Origin of the sequence: Veillonella parvula (assembly GCF_018366295.1) — a bacterium.
GTDB classification, from domain to species: Bacteria; Bacillota; Negativicutes; order Veillonellales; family Veillonellaceae; genus Veillonella; species Veillonella parvula_P.
Genome location: NZ_JAGZIJ010000012.1, coordinates 51,681 through 72,693, shown reverse-complemented (window position 1 = coordinate 72,693; position 21,013 = coordinate 51,681). Strand labels below are relative to the sequence as shown.

Here is a 21,013-nt window from a genome sequence, read left to right as displayed (position 1 = left end):
TCGTGCGTTACGATAATCATGGTTACCTCTAGCTCTTTAGCAATCTTACGAATAACGGCCAATACTTCGCCTACTAGCTCTGGATCAAGGGCTGATGTAGGTTCGTCAAAGAGGATAACCTCTGGATCCATTGCAAGGGCACGAGCGATGCCGATACGTTGTTGTTGACCACCGGAAAGTTGTACAGGATAGTAATCATCATAGCCTTCCATGCCTACTTCCTTGAGGAAACGTTGAGCAATTTCACGGGCTTCAGATTTTTTCATTTTCTTAACCGTTACAAGGCCTTCCATGATGTTTTCAATAACAGTCTTGTTAGAGAATAAGTTATAAGACTGGAACACCATGGATGTATTGCGGCGTACGTTTAAAATTTCCTTGTTAGACGCTTTATGTAAGTCTACAGAAATATCGTTTAATTGCATCGTCCCTGCATCGGCCTTTTCAAGGAAGTTCAATGTTCTAAGGAACGTCGTCTTACCACTGCCAGATGGGCCAAGGATAACTGTTACAGAACTGGTTGGCACATGTAGGTCGATGCCCTTTAAAATTTCACGGTTCCCAAAGGATTTGTGAACTTGTTTAATATCTATCATAATGCATTACCTCGTTTATACTTGCTTGCATAGACTTCTAAACGATGGAAGATAAATTCAAAGACAATCCCCATCACCCAGAATAGACCGGCCACCACAATATAGGCCTCAAAATACTGCGAATTTTCCTCTGTGTATAACTTTGCAGCGCCGAACAATTCAATAACAGTGATAACGAACACGATGCTGGTACTCTTCATGGTGTTAAGGAATTGGTTAGTAAATAATGGCAATGCAAAGACTGTCGCTTGCGGCAACACGATGCGGCGGAACGCTTGGAACCACGTCATACCGATAGCTTGAGCTGCTTCCATTTGACCTTTTGGTACAGATTGCAACGCAGCCCGGAAGATTTCACTCAAATATGCCCCTGTATGCAACGTCAAGCCTACAACGGCTACGAAGGTAGCTGGCACCTTTTCAAACGGCACATGCACCCCCGTTTGATCCTCTAGTGCGAGGAATAGAATTGGCAAGCCATAGTACACGAGGTATAAGAGAACCATGTTCGGAATACTGCGGCACAATAATACGTACAAGTAGCTGAGCTGACTGAGCACAGGTACTTTATTTTGTTGTAACACGCAACTTAATAGCCCTAGGATTGTACCCAAACTAACGCTGAGGAAGGTAATCATGAGGGTTACTTTCACATAAGGAATGACAGCAAAGAAGGTGCCATAAATATAGGTTGAATCAATAATATGTCCCATAAGCCCCTACTCCTCACTGATCAAAATGCGTTGCGTTTCCTTGCCCGCAACGGTAAAACGTTTTTCAAGCAATCGGCCCAAGAGGGACACGATGATAATTAAAATGCCATAAATAATGGCCGCATCGACGAATAACTCAAGATAGCGCTGGCTATTGCCACCCATCAGGTCCGCCTTACGCATCATATCCACAACGCCGACGTTAAAGATGAGCGCCGTCCCTTTCAACATGCCGATAACGAGGTTCGTCAACGGTGGAATGCTCATGGTGAAAGCCTGCGGCAAGATGATGCGCACATAGCTTTGGAACTCGGTCATACCAAGACTTTTAGCGGCTTCCTTCTCACCAGGAGCCACCGCATCAATACTGGAGCGCATGATTTCAGCGCTGTAAGCTGCAATGTGCAATGTAAATACGGCGTATACGAATACGAGGCCTGGCACATTTTTCATGTTAAGCCCCATGTGGGACATGATTTCTGGTACCCCAAAGTAAATAAGGAAGAGCTGTACCAAGAACGGAGTGCCCCGCATAAAGGAGATAAATACGATAAATAATTGGTTTAATACTGGTACCTTCTTGAGGCGAATGATGGCTATGATAGAGCCCAAAATAACACCTAAGATGGCAGAAATAACGGTGATTAATACCGTTACATGCACATAATTCAAGAGCTGTGGAAACGCTTGGATCATGTAGGACACATCAAAATACTTGCCCACAGTAGCACCTCGCTTCTAGACATAATAGAATAAGGCCGCCAAGGCGGCCTATCCGTTATTTTTGTGTTGGATCGAATGTGTAATCCCCACCAAGATATTGTTCAGAAAGTTTTTTCAACGTACCATCTGCACGCATTTCTTTCATAGTTTTATCGATTTTTTCGTTTACTTGTTTCATGTCATCTGTACGTTTAGACAAGAAATAAGTTGGTACTACGGCCAATACATCGCCTACGGCTTTAAGTGGCAAGCCACGATCTTTAATGGCAGAATTAATAACGTATTCGTATTCACCGGCTGCATCAGCACGGCCTGTAGCAACAAGGTTCAACGTTTCAGCACCCGCTTTATCTGTATAGATAACCTCGATTTGAGGATTTGCTGTTTCGTTGAATTGTTTTACTAATTCGTTGAACTCAGAGGATGTAGTAACGGCGATTTTCTTGCCTTTCAAATCATCCAATTTAGAGATGTCGTTACGATCGTTTTTAACTACTAATTTACGTGTAGAGTAGTTGTTAACCTCATTTGTGTAGTAGTATTTTGCTTCACGTGTCGGGTTGCGACGCATTTGGTTTGCAATCATGTCCACTTGGCCTGCATCCATTGCTACAAAGGCAGCATCAACGGCCATTGGCTTGAAGTTGAAGTGAAGGTCTGGATTACGACGCTCAATTTCTTTCAACAATTCTACGTCAAAACCAGTAAGGTTGCCATTATCATCTGTATAGGAATAGGGGCGAACTGTACCGCGTGTAGCTACGTTAATTACTTTAGCATCAGGATTTACCTTTGCGTCCTTAGATGTATCGTCACCGCAACCAGCTACGACAAGCACGCCTAGTGCCAACGCGCCGATGGCGAATAATTTCGTTAATTTCTTTGTATTAAACATGTAAAACTCCTTCTTTTCGCAATGTTTGCAGGAATGACTCTACCTTATCTGTATGGGTAAAAGCCTCAATAACTCTATCTATTTGGTCAGCCTCCAAGGTGAGACCTAATTTAATGCGTATATCCTCCATAGTAAGAGGATTCTTCGGCGATCCTTTAGGATTATTCACCGTTTCTGTGAAAGTATCTCCATTTTTCAAGGTAACGGTTACTTTCGTAATCCGCTCTGTTTGAGATACCTTCGGCAAGTCATAGACACGCTCTATACGCGACATATAGTCTCGTATTGATGAGTCTATGATATCTATCTTGAATAATTCATCCTGTACCACCCCATACGCGAGGACTTGGTACACGACGTACTCTATGGAAAACTGCCCTTCTCGGCCTGTTGTTGGCGATGTATAGCGCAATGCCGCATCAGCACCAGGTGGGAAGTGAACAGTCACTCGATCTATCTCATCCCAAAGGGAGAAATCGGGGGTGGTACATAATCTACATTGATCTTGTTCCTCTGTATCTGGTGAAAAGTAGTTGTGTTTAGACACATACGAAGAAGATGTATATAGTCTTTGTGCCACGATTTCTGCCGCTTCAGCGCCACAAATGGCTGCCGAGCAATAAGGGTGGACTTTCATCCACAAACCAGGATCAATGAGTTGTCCTGGTGCTAGCCAACGGCTAGCGATGTCATTTGATGTAACGGTAATATTACCGATAGTTTTAAACCAACCCCGTTCAGGATCAAATGGTTTTGTACTTGTTCGCAGTGATGTATGTTGTAACAGTTCGTAAACCCATACGCCATTGCGTGCTGCTAGTCCCGCATGGAGAGGCTTACCATCTGTACCACTTTGAAAAAACATGCCCGCCGATTGTGTGGCAGCTAAAGACAGGAGCTGAGCCAAGCTTTCACCATGAAGGCCTCGCAAAGCGCCTATAGCGGCCGCCGCCGCAATAACACCAACGGTCCCTGTAGAATGCCATCCTTGGGTCCGATGGGCAGGATTAATAAGGGAACCAATAATCCCCTCTAACTCGGCCCCGATGATATAGGCACGAAGGAAATCATGCCATGTATCATACGGCTCGAGCACTGCTAACAAAGCAGAATATAAAACAGTACTGAAATGACCTGCCAAATTTGCCTGGGCATCATCAAAATCAAGATAATGCGAAGCAAAACCATAATACAAAGCTTTATCGGCTTTAAATACATTTTCTATTGCTAAGTCAATTTTGCCCTCTGATATAACCTTGCCACTCAAAACAGTGGAGTTCATAACATGGCCAACATCCGAGCCTATAGATGACTTAGCCCCTATGAACCGAGCCAAGTCTTGAACGGCTTGTTCGTTCTCTGCTGGTGCTAAGGATGCTAGATAATCTAGAAAGGCAATACGAGCCACTGACAGTAGGTCCTCACGGTTCGCCACATCCGTTTGTTCTATGTAGTTCACAATCGTCTGTGTTACGGAATCCATGGAGCCTTCCTTTCAGTTATCTATAATTAAATATATTGATCGATTCGTCAGTAATATATCAGATTTCATAGTAAAAGATGTACTAAATACAGCTCATCCAACATATGAATTTACTATCTATTTTATTTACCAAATTTTTCAGCACGGTCATTTGGTTCTAACCAAATGGAGTCGTCTGGACCTTTTGGAACGAGGCGTGGTAGGTCTTCAAATGGCGTATGGTCTACATAGTAGAAACGTTTACGCATGGAATCGAAGTCCGTTGTGCCACCAAAGGCTGGATTGGAGTACAAATCCTTTGCGTAGTTCCAAAGATTTGGATAGTCTACGAGGCGTTTTTTATTCACCAAATATTTTTGGTAGAACACGAGATCAAAGCGCGCTAATGTTGGGAAAATACGGATATCAGGGTCTGTAATGGTATCCCCCATCAAGTAACGTTGCTTGCTAAGGCGTTCTTCGAGCCAATCTAAGCGAGCAAAGATACGATCATAGTAATATTCGTAATCTTTTTGGTTTGTTACGAGAGCTGCCAAGTTTACAGCCAAGTTGAAGTCAGCGTAGATGATTACATTCAATGCATCTATGTCGGCACGCAATTCCTCAGGATAAATATCTGGCGCATCAGGGGACACAAAATCTTTAAAACCTAATGCTAATTCTGTAGTCAACGCATGGTAGTCATTATTTACAACAGCACCAGTTGTAACATCTACGATAGCCGGTACTGTGGAGCGTGCATCGTAGTTAGGGTCGCCTTTGCGGTACGCTTCACCTAAGGAGTGAATGCCCAATACAGGGTCCTTCTCATCCTTATCAAGGGTAAAGAACCAGTCTGCAATTACACCTGCAGGACGCAATGGATCAACCGTACCTTTTGAAATCACTTTATCTAAGCCAAGTAAATCGATGGCAATAGCAATACGGTGAGCCCAAGGGCAATGCTTAGACCATACAAGGCGGTAACGGTCCTTTTCTACAGGTAGAAACCCTGGTTCACTGCCAAAAGGTGTTGTGAATTGAGGCTCTTCGCTATCAGAATATTTTTGACGACGGTTAAAATTCGATGCATCTTTACCTTCATACTCCTTCTGCTCCCCTTGAGAACGAGGGTTACTAGATTGAAACTCAGAAAAATCGATAGGACAAGGATTCATAGCGCGTTGGAACTCAACTTCTTTTCGAGCCGCTGCAATGGTAGGATCCTTGATTTTACTTACATCTACGTGTTCACTCATTCTATACTCCTTATAGAGGTCATCCCCATTAGCTTTATTCCACCTTTTATGGTGAAATCTTCTGTGGTATACCTCAATTATTCCTACTAACTCAATATGAATATAAACCTATATTATATTATTTAAAAACCTATGTCAATAGTGGGTATTTATATTTTTATAATGATCATTGAAAATAAAAAAGCTCAAGCTATATCATTTCTAAGATATAACTCGAGCTTTATTTAGATTATTTGTATTAAATAAACACTAGTATTGGTAAGATTTTTATTCGTGCGGTGTTGTATAGTTAATATCTTGTGCCTTGTAACTTTCACCATGAGCTAATACATGAACGATGGTTTCCAATGTGACACGTACAGTTTCAACGGCCATGCTAGGTTGATTTGGTTTATCCACCACTTGGGATGGCAAGTATGGGATGTGCATAAAGCCCGCCTGAATATTGCCCTTTTGCGCGGCATAGTGACATACACCATACATCAAGTGATTGCATACAAAGGTTCCCGCTGTATTGGAGACCTTAGCAGGAATACCGTTTTGATGTAACGCATTGACGATATTCTTTATGGGCAATGTCGCAAAATAGGCACTAGGGCCATCGGCTACAACAGGCTCATCTTCCGGTTGATTGCCCCCATTATCTGGGATGCGAAAATCGTCGCAGTTAATAGCAACGCGTTCCACTGTAATATCAGGACGACCACCTGCTTGACCTACACACAGGATAAAATCTGGTTGGCACTGTTCAGCTGCTGCTTTTACAGTATCAACAGATTTATAACGAATGGTAGGAACCATTTGTGTCACTACCTTGTAATCACCATCGGTATAACCATCCATTGTTTTGACCGCTTCCCAAGCCGGATTAATAGGTTCACCGCCAAATGGATCAAAACCGGTAATCAAAATTGTTTTCATCACACTACCTCATAACGATATCTTATGGTGCATTAAAACAATTAAACATGATATATAACCTTAGAAGATATATCATATAGTTTCATAAGCATATCGTGCTTTCACAGAAAAGGGTTAAATAAAGTAATACATTAATAGAATATTCAATACGAGCATGATTAATGCAATTGGAAGTTGGGCTTTAATAACACCGTATTGGTCGCGCATTTCAAGGAGCGCTACCGGTACGATGTTAAAGTTGGCAGCCATAGGTGTCATCAAAGTACCGCAATAGCCTGCAAGCATTGCTATAGCACCAACAGCCGCAGGGTTCGCACCATGAGCTACAACGAGCATTGGGATACCGATGGCACTTGTAATCATCGCAAATGCGGCAAATGCGTTACCCATGATCATTGTGAAGATAACCATACCAATGCAATATGCCACAACAACGAGGAATACATTATCTGCTGGTACTACACTTGCGACTGCACTGGAGATAAGTTTACCAACGCCAGCCAAATTAAATAGATACCCAAGAGCCGCTAATAACTGGGACAAAATTGCAGTCCAACTGATAGCATCGATAAGTCGACGGCCTTCATGGAAACCTTGGTTAAGTTCGCCCTTTGTAATAAAAAGAGCAGCATACATAGCGATGATTGCGGCAATACCTAGACCAACAAGAGCGCCTAACTTAGTAAAGAAACCAATGAAGAATGTAATAATACCAACAAGTAATGCTGGTACAAAGATAACATTGCCAATACGAACAGCTTCGCCTTTTTTGAATTCGATAGGAGATTCAAAGTAATGGCCTTTGCCGAGTTGTTTTACTAATACGATAGCTGCCATAGCAATGACAAGCCAACCATTAATTTCCTTGGAGAGATAAGAACCAAAGATAAAGGATACGCTATATAAGAGCCAAAATAAGCCTGTACCAATGCGATATTTATGTTCTTTATCTAGAAATGATTGAATAGCAAAGATAAATAGAATAATCCCTACGAGAAGATATACATAATCTAAGGGCTGCATTTTATAGAATATTTCTAACATATTATTCAGCCTCCTTCTTCAATTCTTCTGGTGTAACAAGAATATTTAACTCATTAGGTACTAATTTACCAGCTTTCATATCCGCTTCGTCACGAGCTACAGAGGCTTGAATTATTTTATCAAAGATAATAAAGCGAATAAAGTTAACGATATAAGCACAAACAGCAGTTGGCAATCCGTACAATACCATATCTGTTAACTCTACAGAATAACCTAATTGTTCCATAACGCCTTTGATGAGTAATAACCCACCAGCAGCAAGGAATAAGTTTTGACCGAAGAAGTTACCTATATTATCTGCAGAAGCAGCCACACCGCGCACCTTATCAAGCGTACGTTGAGATACTGGACGGCCTTGAGCTACCGCAGCTTCACTCATAGGAGCAATCAATGGACGAACCATAGCAACCATACCGGACATGTTAATGCCAAAGGCTACAGTTACTTGACGCACAAATAAGTAAATCATAAAGATACGACCTGCCGTAGCAGCGTTGATCTTGCCAATCAAAATTTCTGCCCGTTCACGCAAGCCGTGACGTTCCATAAGACCAATAACAGGTAAAATCAAAATAAATAATGACATATAACGATTTTTAACAAAGGCCTCCCCAATAGCACCAACAATATCATTGATACTGAGACCACCTGCAAGGCCCGTTACAAAACCTGCGGCTACGACAACTAACAAGGCATTAAAGCGTAGCATTAGACCGATGACCATCACTAAAATACCTGACAAAATCAACATATGGACACATCCTTTCTACAAATCATCCATAACACATATAACCATAAAGATACGTTATATGTATATATTATATACTGAATAGTCATAATCTTACAAAAAAATACCTTGTATCTAAATTTAGTGAATGTCCCTGATCTGCGATCAGAGCATAAAACACTCAAATAGAGTACAAGGTAATTTACATAATTAATATAACGCTTTCTTAATTAATTTAATTCTTTCTTAAATAATATAGTTGTATGCTGTTTTCCTCTAAAATGAACCTTATCATACGCAGTAAATCCAAAGGATTCATACATTTTAGGCAACCACGGATGCTCCTTAGCCGTTCCTAATGTAACAATATGTGTTTTATACTGTTCTTTTAAAAGCTCCTCTGCATAGCCCAAGACTTCCCGTGCATATCCTTTGCCTTTGAAAGCTGGTGCTGTTACAAAATGAGCAATATGCGGATATTTATCCGGTGTTGAGTATTTCACCCAAGGCATACAAAACGTAATAGAACTAACTAATTGCCCATCAATATACAAGCCGTATACAGGATAATTTTCAATCCACTCCTTAGATTCCTCTTCCGTAAAATCAATAGCGTCGAAGCTAATGGGATAGTCTTTTATAGCTGCATAACCGTCGATTAATACCTTATGATATTCTGCTGTGTCTGCTACTGTTAATTGTCTAAATTCTTTCATGGTCTTTCCCTCATATCTATATTTTATTCACAAACTACGTATATTAATTCACTTTGTGAAAGTAATTATACACCTATATGTATTTATTTGCAATATATTTACATAAATATTATATAAAATCATAATATCTATAAAGAGGATCTCATATGGAGTGCCATAATATATACACAGAAGAAACTAATAACAAGATAAAACTATTGAGACAAATAAGTTATCAACTACGCCATATTGATAGATTTATATTACGTATTCTATTTTTAATCAAAAAGAATGACACCAACCATAAAATGATTGATGCCAAAGAATACTCATAAGATAAAATTGTAATATTTGACGGATAGCAAAAATAAATTATGTCTCCTTAATAATAGTATTATACATATAAGGAGACATAACTCAAAATCTTTTTTAAAACACTTTTAAAATTATACGTTATAAATGATATACTTACGCCCTATCATTGGACATCCAATCACAATAAAACAGATTTTTTCTCATATGAAAATCTTTCGATTCTATTAACCGCGACCTTTAATAACGCGAACACGTTGAATATCAGGCGTACCATCTTTATGTTTAGAAATAGTATCTACTCTGATACGTTCAAGTTCTGGTTGGAATTCTTTAAGTGCTCTAACCATTTGATCATCGGCGACAGCACCGTTTTGAATAGCCCTGTAAATTAATGCAGCCATTTCATAACGAGTCATCATACGATCTCCACCAAATTTACCGTCTGGATACCCCACAATAATACCATTACCTGCTAATGTCGCCACATAGTCGTATGCCCAATGGTTTTCAGGTATATCTGGGAAAAGTTGCATCTTATCCAAATCCAAGGAGTTGAGCTGTTTTCCCTCAGAAACCTTCATGAGTATGCCCTTCACATTTTCAAGCTCAGCGCGAAGATCTTTGATTTCTTTCGCCATTGCTACTCTAGAAGTAGACACATGATTGCCTTGACCGATTTTCATGCTAACACCGGCGTTCAACATATTTTCACCGCCGCCGAAGGAACCACCTACACTAAATAGAGTATCCTCATTTGGACGATAGAATGCACCGATTGAAGCTGCATGAGCATCTTTGTAGTTACCATAGCCTGCAGCGATATCCCATTTATCATCAGGATCGAAGTCTAGAGGGTGAAGTGCTGCCAATGCGGCTGCCCCCGCACCAACTCTATTCATACGACTATCAATATTCTTGATATTTCCACCGATTTCTTTTAATTGACTTACATTAACCGCATCCGTATCAGACGTACCTGCTGCAACATTAGTAATTTTCTTATTACCTGCATTGATACCGGTTTCTGTGATGCTAGGACCATTCTTAATTGTCAAGCCACTATTGTTCATCACGGTATTACCAGTTGTTACGGATTTAAATGTCGGTGTATCAATTACAGATACTTTATAGTCTACACCACCGATTGCATTTGTCCCTTTAATTACGCTAATATTGTTACCTTCCGATACAGAAGAGTATTTACCTGCCCCACTAGCTACAGCCTTCAATTGATCTTCTGTTGCCGCTTGACCACTAGTTATGTTAGCAGGATCCCATGCCTTATTAGTCAAGTTATTCACTGTACCGCCTGTGCCATTAACAGTTACTTTACCTGCTTGAATTGTTCCTTCAGAACCCTTAATAGAAATTTGCTTATTAGGATCTGTTCCAAGAGTGATGTCATCATTGAGGTTTACTTTATAAGTCTTAGATCTATCATTATTGGTTGTGGAGGTTACCGTTGTATTTTTACCATTCTCTAGTTTTGTTGTAGCACCAGCTACCGCTTTATTCAATTGACTCACATTTACTGCATCTGTAGCATCAGTACCGTCAGCGACATTAGTAATCTTCTTTCCACCTGCATCGATACCAGTCTTAACAATCTTAGGTCCACCATTAATAGTCAATCCGTCAGTATTCATAACAGTATCACCGGTAGTTACGCTGTTCAAACCTTTCAAATTCTTAGCTAGACGAACTTTCAAATTGCTATCACCATCGGATATAACACCGATATTGTCATCAGTAGTCAATTTGCTTACATCGGTAATACCACCGACTACATTCACTTGTTCATTAAGTTTCTTCTTGATAACAGCGCCTGTATCACCGCCATACTTCATACCGTCATCTAAAGTTGCAACATCATGCTTGTCGCCATTCTTTTCTTCGATTACTAAGCGAGTAATATTTTTGCCATCAATACCAGATTTTCCCTCGCCCCCCTTGATAGAAATAGCATTATTACCATCCTTGCCATTCAAACCAATAGATCCATCTTTACCATTGATAACAACAGCTGAACCATCTTTACCGTTAACTCCGATAGAACCGTCTTTGCCATCAATACCTTTCTTACCAAGGACTAGATCATCATTTACATTAACTTTGTAAGGATTAGCAGCTGAGCCATCGCCTTCAACTGTTGTATTTTTACCATCTTTAAGAATAGTCTTACCTGCTGCAATAGCGTCTTTCAGTTGACCAACGTTTACTGCATCCGTGTTATCAGTGCCAGCCGCTACATTAGTAATCTTCTTATTGCCTGAATCGATGCCGTTCTTAAGAATCTTAGGGCCACCATTTATAGTCAAACCATCCGTGTTCATAACGGTATCGCCGGTAGTTACGCTGGTCAGATTTTTCAATTCTTTTGCTAATTTAACATTAAGTGCACCATTTGCAGATACTACACCAATATTGTCATCAGACAATTTATTAGTATCGGCACCACCTTTGATATCTAACTGTTCACCTAATTGTTTATTGATAACAGTTGTATCGTCGCCTTTGAAGTTCAAGCCTTTTACAATGGTTTTATTGATATTTTTAATATCATTTTTATTATTTTTTACACCGTCACTAACATATTTTAATTGGTCTTCTGTTGCTGCTTGACCGTGTACAACTGTAGGATTATCGATATCCCATATACGGTTAGTCAATTCATTTACCGTACCGGTACCAGTTATTTTAACTGTTCCCGCCTTTATATCACCTGTTGTACCATGAATTGTAACCTTATTACCAGCTGTAATCGTACCAGTAGTACCATCTACAACGACTTGTTTATCAGCATCTGAACCGAGAGTAACCTTATCACCTAATCCAACTGTATATTCTTTACCGCCAGAAGCGTTAACTCCTTCTGTAACGGTTACGTTAGCATCTTTAGCTTTTACAGTTGTTGCTTTTGCTGTACCACCAATTGCGGCATTTAATTGATCCACATTGACAGCATCAGTTCCCGCAGTACCTGCTGCTACATTAGTAATTTTTTGACCACCCGCATTCAAACCATCTTTATTGACATAAGTCTTCCCATTGATAGCCAAGCTACCATCAGGTCCTAAGTTAATATCTTTTTTAAGTTTAACATTTAGTTGAGTGCCATCAGATTCTACACCAATATTATTATCTGTCAAGTCCGCAGAAGCGCCACCCTTAATAGATAACTTATCACCCAATTGCTTATTAATATCTGTACCAGTATCACCAGCGAAGTTCAATCCTTTTGCAATAGTAGTATTGATATTTGTGATATTTGTTGTGTTGGTATCTTGTTGTACTTTGGATGCGATATCTGTCAATGTAACTTGTTTTTTATCGCCTTTATCATTAGCTACAGTCAATACCATGTTGCCATCACTGTCAACTTTATATTTACCTTGGCTATTTAAATCAGGGTTTGCTACCAAACGATAGTCCCCTTTTCCCACTTCGGTGAATACATTACTCAAATCAACATTGACTTTACCTGTATCGTTACGTTCCAATGTCAAAGTTTTACCATCATTGGATACATTACCACTTGTAACAAAGTTATTTTTAAGGCCTGTCACATTAGCGGTCAAACCGTTTGTACCGGTTAGATTTGCAATGCCGTCACCATTAGCTTGATAAGTTGCTGTACCACCGGTCACGTATTTATCCTTTGCATCAACGATACGGTTAATATCTCCGATATTAGCACCATTTGTAATGACATCTCCACCGCTAGCAACGCCTGTAATCTGTTTGTTCCCCGCATTAATACCATCTTTTACGATTTTTGGACCTCCGGTAATAGTCACACCGTCAATATTCATAACCGTATTACCAGTTGTTACACTAGTCAGATTGTTAAGTTCTTTAGCCAATTTAACATTCAGCGTATTTATTCCATCAGATACTACACCAATATTGTTATCGCTCAATTTAGATACATCTGTTACCCCGCCAACAACATTAGTTTGTGCACCTAGTCTTTGAATAAATTTATTATCCGTAGCTCCTGCAACCTTTACATCACCTGCATACACTACGCCTTTATTCACTTCAGTATTCACCGCATATAATTGGCTACCATTTATAGCATCGGTAGATGTAGCAGAAAGACGTCCAGCTGCTACGTTAGTAATGGTACGCTCTACTCCGGTCTTGCCAACACTTACTGTAGAAGTAGGATTAATGCCTGCAAAATTATGTATTTCTCCATTGACCGTTTCAGACGTAGTGCCAACTACTGCTGCGGTTTCAGATCCAGAACCGATAGCTACAGCATTTTCATTCTTTGCATTTGCTTCATTACCGATAGCTACACCATTCTTTACTGTTACGTTAGCCTTATTACCTATCGCAGTACCATTTAATCCAGTAACAGAAGTCGAAGACCCTATGGCAGTGCCATCTACTGCAGTAACATTCGTGAGTCTACCAAGTGCCGTTGCTCCTAAAGCTTTTGCTTTGGCTTGATAGCCAACAGCTGCAGACTGCCCACTCGTAGCATTTGACCATGTTCCAATCGCCACACTAGCATCATCTTCAGCCACCGCATTCGTCCCCATAGCAATGGACCATCTTCCCTTTGCCTGCGCATTACCACCAATTGCATAAGCATAGGTATTTGTAGCTTTCGCTAAATTCCCCATCGCCAAAGAAGATTCTTCTTGAGCATGAGCAACGCTACCAATAGCAATAGCATGAGTCTTATCCGCTTTTGCGTCTCCACCAATAGCAGCAGCATATTCTCCAGAAGCTTTAGCATTTGCACCTACAGCAACTGCATTTTTAGCTGATGCATATGCTACGCCACCAATAGCAGTAGCATTTTGAGCCGTAGCATTTGAGCCTCCACCAAGAGCAGTCGAATATTGAGCTGAAGAATTGCTATGAGCACCTATCGCCAAAGCAACTGCACCTAAAGACTTAGCATAACCGCCTATTGCCACATTATTAGGATCAGATCCTGTCTCAGTTCCATTTCCCAATGACATACCTGATCCTGTTCCTTCAGGAATTACTGCATGAACAGTGTTCAATGGCAGTGCTATACTTCCCGCCAATGCAAGTGCACATAAAACCGTACACGCACTCATTCCACCACTTCCGCTGATTTTTCCACGATTATTAGCAAATTCCGAAACAACCACATAACATTTTTTCACCCGACTCCAAATGACTTTATAAATCCGGTTCATAACACTCCTCCTAAATTTTTTCTGTTACACTAACTAATTACACTAAAAATACACTATATATATTAAGATAAAAGATATATACTCTCTGCCAAAAACACTCTTCAAAAACAGGTAAGTATATATTTTAAAATCATTATTACATTATTATTATAATAATAATTCAAGAACCCCAAAATCTTAATTATTATGCAATTCTATTTATAGTGCTAGAAAACAAAATAAGGCTACTTTGATTTGTAAAAGTTTCGCAGAAAAACCATATAAATCAAGGCAGTCTTTTTTAAATTTTATTATAACATAAAGAAAAACATCTGAAAAGGAGCATAAAAGAGGCTTCGTCAAATATTGGGACATTTATCTCACAAATCTTTTTTCATTAAAAGTAAAATACGTATTCAAAAAACATATAATATAATACAAAAGTATATTAGACAAAAAAACAGGATGTATCAAAGATACATCCTGTTTTGAACTTTTACAAACTCTAGAAAAGTTAATCCTATTGATTATTGTATATACGGGAACCGTATACGTCACGTTCGTTTTTAGGTTCGTTGTTAACGCGAACACGTTCAGTTTTATGACGATCGTTATCATCACCAGAAATACGATCAACACGGAAGTGGTTAAGACGAATATTTTGTAATTCAGGACCGAATTCATTCAATGCACGTTTCATATTTTCGTCAATAGGAGCACCATTTTGAAGTGCACGGTACAACATGGTAGCGAATTCGTAACGAGTCATCTTAACATCGCCTTTGAATGTGCCATCAGGGTAGCCAACAAGGATACCATTACCAGCCAATTGGCTAATATATTGGTAAGCCCAGTGGTTGCGAGGAACGTCTGGGAATTCAGCAGTTTTGCTTGGATCAATTGCATGTGGAGTCAAGATTTGTAACAAGTTATTATATTTGTTTTCCATATCTTGAAGACGTGCGTTCAATTCAGCAATTTCACGACCCATAGCTACGCGGGAATGGGATTCAGGGGAACGTTTACCTAGGCGAATAGATACACCTGCGTTCAATTGAGTTTCACCAGTACCTACAGTGCCACCAACGGAGAACATTGTATCTTCGTTAGGGCGGTAGAATGCGCCCAACGCAGCGGAGTTAGCATTATGGTAGTGACCATAACCAGCAGCAATTGTCCATTTGTCATCTGGGTTGAAGTCCAATGGATGCAATGCAGCCAATGCAGCAGAACCTGCGCCTACTTTGTTAACGCGTCTTTCAACAGTACCAACACGATTAGTCAAGTTTTTGATATTGTTATTAATTTGGCCTGGTGTGGAATTGTTGATTTGTGTTTGTAAGTCATTAGCTACGGAATATAATTGGCTACCGTTTACAGCATCTGTAGAAGTAGCGGAGATTTCCCCAGCCGCAACATTTTTAATTTGACGTTCAGCACCAGCTTTACCTACAGACACGGAACCATTAGCTGCAGAACCTACGCCAGCAAAACCACCAAAGGTATGACCAGCGATGGTTGCACTACTTTGAGCTGTAGCTTCACTTGTAGTAGAACCTGTGCCTAATGCGATAGAGTTTAAATGTGTTGCATTTGCATGATCACCGATCGCCATAGCGTAGTCAGCTGTAGCACTCGCATCAGAACCAAATGCATTAGAACGCACATTAGTTGCCTGTGCACCAGCGCCAAATGCTTGAGCATGATCACCAGATGCAAGGGCAGAGGAACCCATAGCAACAGAATGATTATTAGTTGCTTGTGCGCTAGAACCAATCGCGTTAGATTTATAGCCAGACGCTAGTGCTTCATAGCCAATAGCTTGTGAGCGAACTTCGGAAGCCTTTGCACGAGTACCAATAGCGGTAGACCATGTACGTTGTGCTTCAGCAGAATGACCAATAGCAATAGATTCATTCATCAACGCTTTGGAAGAATTCCCCATTGCTAATGCAGAGGTACCTGCTGCAGTATTGTTAACACCTATAGCGACAGAATTACTTTTCCAGTCACCAGTTCTCTTTGTAGCATCATCTGGCTCATTTTCATAATCACGATCACGGAAGTTTGCATCAGATTCTTTTACAGTATTACCACTACCATACGCAACTGCATTATTAGCACCTGTAACAACATTAGTGTTGTCCATTACAACAGAAGCAGCGTCTACTGGATTAACATTCGCACCAACAGCAGTGACAGCAGCCAATACAGCAAATGCTAATTTTTTGGAATGTTTCATTTCTCTCATCTTACACCCTCACTAAATTAAAAAATTATCCAAATTACAATACAATTTTTCATTCTCTCTATGTTCCGTCTCTCACCTCGGTCTGAACAGGCGCATATTCTAAATTAGCATAAAGAAATACCCCTAATCAGTTTAAGAAAAATTTATATTGTCGATTACCCGCATAGCATATCAAAGTTTTACGATATACACAACCCTTTTTTCTAACACAAACCAAATTACCAAGTCTTTATACCTATCAAAATCCACTTTATTCCTAGCTTTACAGGGAAATAAATTTTACTCATTATTTCCCCTTATGAGTTAAATTTTTCGCAACTTTGTAAACTTTTCTCATATAACAAACTGTATAACTTATAAATAAATAACCACCTTATAAGTACGCAAAATATACCTTATATCCTCATTAATTCACATTCACACTTAATTCATGAATTATATGTGAATTAAACTGTTTTGTATATTTAATCAACAACTTAACATTTTATTATAATTTTATATTTCTATAGCGCCAGTATCTATCAATGCAAATCGGTGCCCCAAAAAACGCTAACGAGAATGTTATGAGAATAAACATGACAAATACAATTTATATTGACTAGTATTTTATGTATATGTTTAAAAAAAGAAGGCCCCTATTCTTCATGAAAATACCCCTTTTACTGATTATCCAGTAAAGGGGGTACATATCAAAAATAGGGGTTTTATAACAAGAATCTTTCTTTATTATATGTAATTATGCTAATAATGCACTTACAAGTGCTTCTGCTTTATTAAAATCGGATTCTTCTGGGTTCCAGTTGCATTTAATTTCCGGTTCTACTACAGAGAATCCATATTTAGTCAACTCTTCACGGAGTACCTTTGTAGATTCACCAGACCAACCATAGGTACCAAATACAGCAGCCTTTTTATTTTTGAATTTCAACTCACGCAAGAAATCGAGCCAACCAGCTACGGAAGATAATACGCTATTACCTACTGTTGGAGACCCTACAGCAATAGCTTTAGACTTAAAGACTTCCGTCATGATGTCATTTTTATTGGTTTTACTAATATTGAAAATCTTAACACGTGTATCAGGCGACTGTTTCGCAATTTCTTCGGCAATCTTATGTGCCAACTTCTTAGTGCCGTCCCACATAGTGTCGTATACTATTGTGATTTGATTCTCTTGATATGCTTGCGACCATTCATAGTATTTTTCTACGATTTGCATTGGATTTTCACGCCAAATCGCTCCATGACTCGTAGCGATGATATCTATTGGCAAATTAAGCTTTTGAATTTCTTCAACTTTAGCTTTTACCAATGGAGAGAACGGGTTCAAAATATTAGCGTAATATTTCATCGCCTCTTCCCATAGACGGCATTGATCGGCCTTGTCGGCCCACAATTCCTCTACAGCGAAATGTTGACCAAATGCATCGTTGGAGAACAAGATATTGTCCCCTGTCATATAAGTCGCCATGGAATCAGGCCAGTGAAGCATGCGCATTTCCACGAACACCAAGGATTTTCCATTCCCAATATCTACGGAGTCCCCTGTTTTAACGGTTTTAAAGTTCCATTCAGGGTGATGATATTGTCCAACCAAGGACTTAACAGCATTTTCCGTACAATAAATAGGCGTATTAGGGATTTTTTCCATCAATGCAGGCAAGGAACCGCTGTGATCCACTTCGCCGTGGTTACATACGATGAAATCAATCGTATTCAAATTAATTTCAGATTCCAAATTATCAATGAACTCAGAGGAATGAGGTTTCCATACAGTATCGATGAGGACCGTCTTCTCCTCTTCAATCAAATAGGCATTTTGGCTAGACCCATTATTAATGGTGTAATCAGAACCGTGAAACTCTTGCAATTCCCAGTCGATTTTACCAACCCATGATACGTTGTTTTTAATGTGCTTTCTCATAATAACCTCCATGTTCTGTGAAAGTAAATATACTCACCTCATATCTTTTAATGAGTCTATCAAGGCCCACAGATGAGAGAAGCAACTTTCACCGGTATTACCCAATATATGGCCCCATGTTGTATCAATAGATACAACACAAATCGGTCATTAACTATGGTTCTATTATACGGACATCACATAATGAAGTCTGTACCTGTAGGTACAGATTTGAGAATTATTATAAAAACCACTCATAGGTAATCACATGCCGTACATTAGTACACATCGATTCCCCATGAGTGGTTACGAGTATATGTAATTATAAGGGATGATTTATTTATTACCTGATTTAGATAGTCCAGGGATAGCTTTATAGATATATAATGCAATATATCCATCAACCAAGCTATGAACGATGGTGCCGCCGCCTACAAGAACGAATACAACGTAGATGAGATCAATGTTTGGCATCGTAGTTGTAGTATAGAACAATAGGCATGCTAGTACCTCACCAATAGCGTGAATGATAGCACAAGCAAGGTTAAACGCAACAAAGGATAGAGCCCCTGTTAATACACCTGGATGATGTTTAATATAGTAAGCCCCCATCAAGGCAAAGATGATATGAGATGCAGCACGCATAACGATAACAAGTGGGAAGCCTGCTACAAAGAAGCCGAGCGTAGAACCTATGACAACACAAGCTGCCATCTTACGAGATAAGAACATGGCCAGGAATATAGGAACATGACTCGCCAATGTATACGATGCCGGTGGAATCACAACTTTCAAAGGCATCACAATAGGAATCATAATGGCTAATGCCATCAATAAAGCAGTAATGGTTAAATTTCGATACATCGAAGAATTCATAAAGGCCTCCTTAAAGAATATCTTGCCATACATCTACCAATATAGCACTCTAATATATGAAGAGCAACTACACATACCGCTAGGCGTCCTACAAAAAAGAGAGGGCCTTACAACCCTCTCTTATTTAATTAGACAAATATATTATAATATCTGTATTTTAACACTTATGATACGATTTTGAAAATGACGTAACTCACGTTAATAACTTTGAGGAATCTTAATTCATTGCTTTTATAAACGTTCGATTACGGCTTGTGCCATTTCTGTGGTACCAACTCGTTTTAAGCCTTCGCGGTAGATATCTCCTGTACGGTAACCATCAACGAGCACTTGTTCTACAGCTTTTTCAATAGCGTCAGCCACTTGAGGTAAATCAAGGGAGTGACGGCACATCATAGCGGCAGACAAGATTGTGCCCAATGGATTCGCCAAATTTTGGCCCATGATGTCTGGTGCGGAACCGTGGATTGGCTCATACAATGCTGTGCCTGTACCCATGGATGCAGATGGTAAAAGCCCGATAGAACCAGAGATAACCGCGCCTTCGTCGGACAAGATATCGCCGAACAAGTTTGTCGTAACGATAACGTCAAATTGTGCAGGATTTACAACGAGTTGCATCGCTGTGTTATCTACATAGAAGTAATCTGTTGCGATGTCTGGATTAGCAGCCGCCTTCTCTCGGGCGATTTTACGCCACAAACGAGAAGACGCCAATACGTTTGCTTTATCTACGGATACGACCTTTTTGTTACGTTTGCGAGCTGTTTCCATGGCGATGTCCATGATGCGCTCTACTTCGTAACGGCTGTATGTTTCTTTATCCCAAGCGAACTCGTTAGCACCTTCGCCTTGTGCCTCTTCACGTTCACCAAAGTAAATACCACCAGTCAACTCACGAACGATGACAAAATCTACATCTTGTACGAGCTCCTTTTTAAGCGGAGAATACTCTTGTAAAGATGGATAAATTTTCACAGGACGCAAGTTACAGAACAAACCAAGCTCCTTGCGAAGGCCTAGGATTGCCTTTTCAGGACGGATAGACGGATCTACATTATCCCATTTAGGACCACCTACAGCGCCAAGCAACACAGCATCAGCCGCTTTACAAGCCTCAATAGTATCCTCAGTCAAAGGCACACCATACGCATCAATAGACGCACCGCCCGCTTTCTTATCAATCCAATTAACCTTTACATTGGCTTTCTCAAAAGCCACATCACACACAGCCTTCGCTGCTGCAATAATCTCAGTACCGATACCATCACCAGGAATCAATACAATATTCTTTTCGCTCATCTTACCTCTCCATATAGTAAATGCTCATAAATGAACCACAAACTCATCAGCCTTTATTGCACTATTCAGGTCTATATAGCCTGTGCCGAGCCTTCACACTTCCGAGAGCCGAATGCTCGTCGAAAACGACTTTGGCCCTGCGGAGGCCGCAGGCCGAAGTCAGACCTGG

General features: G+C 40.0%; 15 protein-coding genes. All 15 read right to left on the bottom strand.

What is annotated here, in order from left to right; translation table 11 throughout:
* On the bottom strand, positions 1-596 hold a 596-nt coding region (locus KHY58_RS09485), incomplete at its 3' end, for an amino acid ABC transporter ATP-binding protein (protein ID WP_278473213.1).
* A complete protein-coding gene (locus KHY58_RS09480) occupies positions 593-1,309 on the bottom strand; it encodes an amino acid ABC transporter permease (protein ID WP_278473211.1) in 717 nt (238 codons plus the stop codon). The genes KHY58_RS09480 and KHY58_RS09485, both read right to left, overlap by 4 nt.
* Positions 1,310-1,315: 6 nt before the next feature.
* Positions 1,316-2,032: an amino acid ABC transporter permease gene (locus KHY58_RS09475; RefSeq protein WP_004697693.1), complete on the bottom strand. Its 717-nt coding sequence runs from the start codon at positions 2,030-2,032 to the stop codon at positions 1,316-1,318.
* A gap of 55 nt (positions 2,033-2,087) precedes the next feature.
* On the bottom strand, positions 2,088-2,927 hold the full coding sequence (locus KHY58_RS09470; protein ID WP_021147573.1) for a transporter substrate-binding domain-containing protein: 840 nt from the start codon (positions 2,925-2,927) through the stop codon (positions 2,088-2,090).
* Positions 2,920-4,410: an MmgE/PrpD family protein gene (locus KHY58_RS09465; RefSeq protein ID WP_278473209.1), complete on the bottom strand. Its 1,491-nt coding sequence runs from the start codon at positions 4,408-4,410 to the stop codon at positions 2,920-2,922. The genes KHY58_RS09470 and KHY58_RS09465 overlap by 8 nt, the downstream gene beginning before the upstream one ends.
* Before the next feature lie 122 nt (positions 4,411-4,532).
* On the bottom strand, positions 4,533-5,648 hold the full coding sequence (locus tag KHY58_RS09460) for a glutathione S-transferase C-terminal domain-containing protein (protein ID WP_024062820.1): 1,116 nt from the start codon (positions 5,646-5,648) through the stop codon (positions 4,533-4,535).
* 267 nt (positions 5,649-5,915) lie between these two features.
* A complete protein-coding gene (pcp, locus tag KHY58_RS09455; RefSeq protein ID WP_278473208.1) occupies positions 5,916-6,569 on the bottom strand; it encodes a pyroglutamyl-peptidase I in 654 nt (217 codons plus the stop codon).
* Between the two features lie 114 nt (positions 6,570-6,683).
* Positions 6,684-7,613, bottom strand: coding sequence for a DUF979 domain-containing protein (locus tag KHY58_RS09450; protein ID WP_278473206.1), 930 nt, complete (start codon positions 7,611-7,613; stop codon positions 6,684-6,686).
* Between the two features lies 1 nt (position 7,614).
* Positions 7,615-8,364, bottom strand: a complete 750-nt coding sequence (locus KHY58_RS09445; protein WP_278473204.1) for a DUF969 domain-containing protein — start codon at positions 8,362-8,364, stop codon at positions 7,615-7,617.
* Positions 8,365-8,570: 206 nt separating this feature from the next.
* Positions 8,571-9,056, bottom strand: coding sequence for a GNAT family N-acetyltransferase (locus KHY58_RS09440; protein WP_120055920.1), 486 nt, complete (start codon positions 9,054-9,056; stop codon positions 8,571-8,573).
* 518 nt (positions 9,057-9,574) lie between these two features.
* Complete coding sequence (locus KHY58_RS09435) at positions 9,575-14,533, bottom strand: ESPR-type extended signal peptide-containing protein (RefSeq protein WP_278473203.1); 4,959 nt, start codon at positions 14,531-14,533, stop codon at positions 9,575-9,577.
* Positions 14,534-15,032: 499 nt separating this feature from the next.
* On the bottom strand, positions 15,033-16,763 hold the full coding sequence (locus KHY58_RS09430) for an S-layer homology domain-containing protein (protein WP_278473202.1): 1,731 nt from the start codon (positions 16,761-16,763) through the stop codon (positions 15,033-15,035).
* A 736-nt stretch (positions 16,764-17,499) separates the two neighbouring features.
* Positions 17,500-18,687 carry a flavodoxin domain-containing protein gene (locus KHY58_RS09425; protein WP_278473200.1) on the bottom strand — a complete coding sequence of 396 codons (1,188 nt, stop codon included), beginning with the start codon at positions 18,685-18,687 and terminating at the stop codon, positions 17,500-17,502.
* A gap of 315 nt (positions 18,688-19,002) precedes the next feature.
* Positions 19,003-19,542, bottom strand: a complete 540-nt coding sequence (locus tag KHY58_RS09420; protein WP_004697650.1) for a hypothetical protein — start codon at positions 19,540-19,542, stop codon at positions 19,003-19,005.
* A 231-nt stretch (positions 19,543-19,773) separates the two neighbouring features.
* Entirely contained in the window at positions 19,774-20,844 is a 1,071-nt protein-coding gene (gene leuB, locus KHY58_RS09415) for a 3-isopropylmalate dehydrogenase (protein ID WP_004697759.1), read from the bottom strand.
* Positions 20,845-21,013 lie beyond the last annotated feature (169 nt).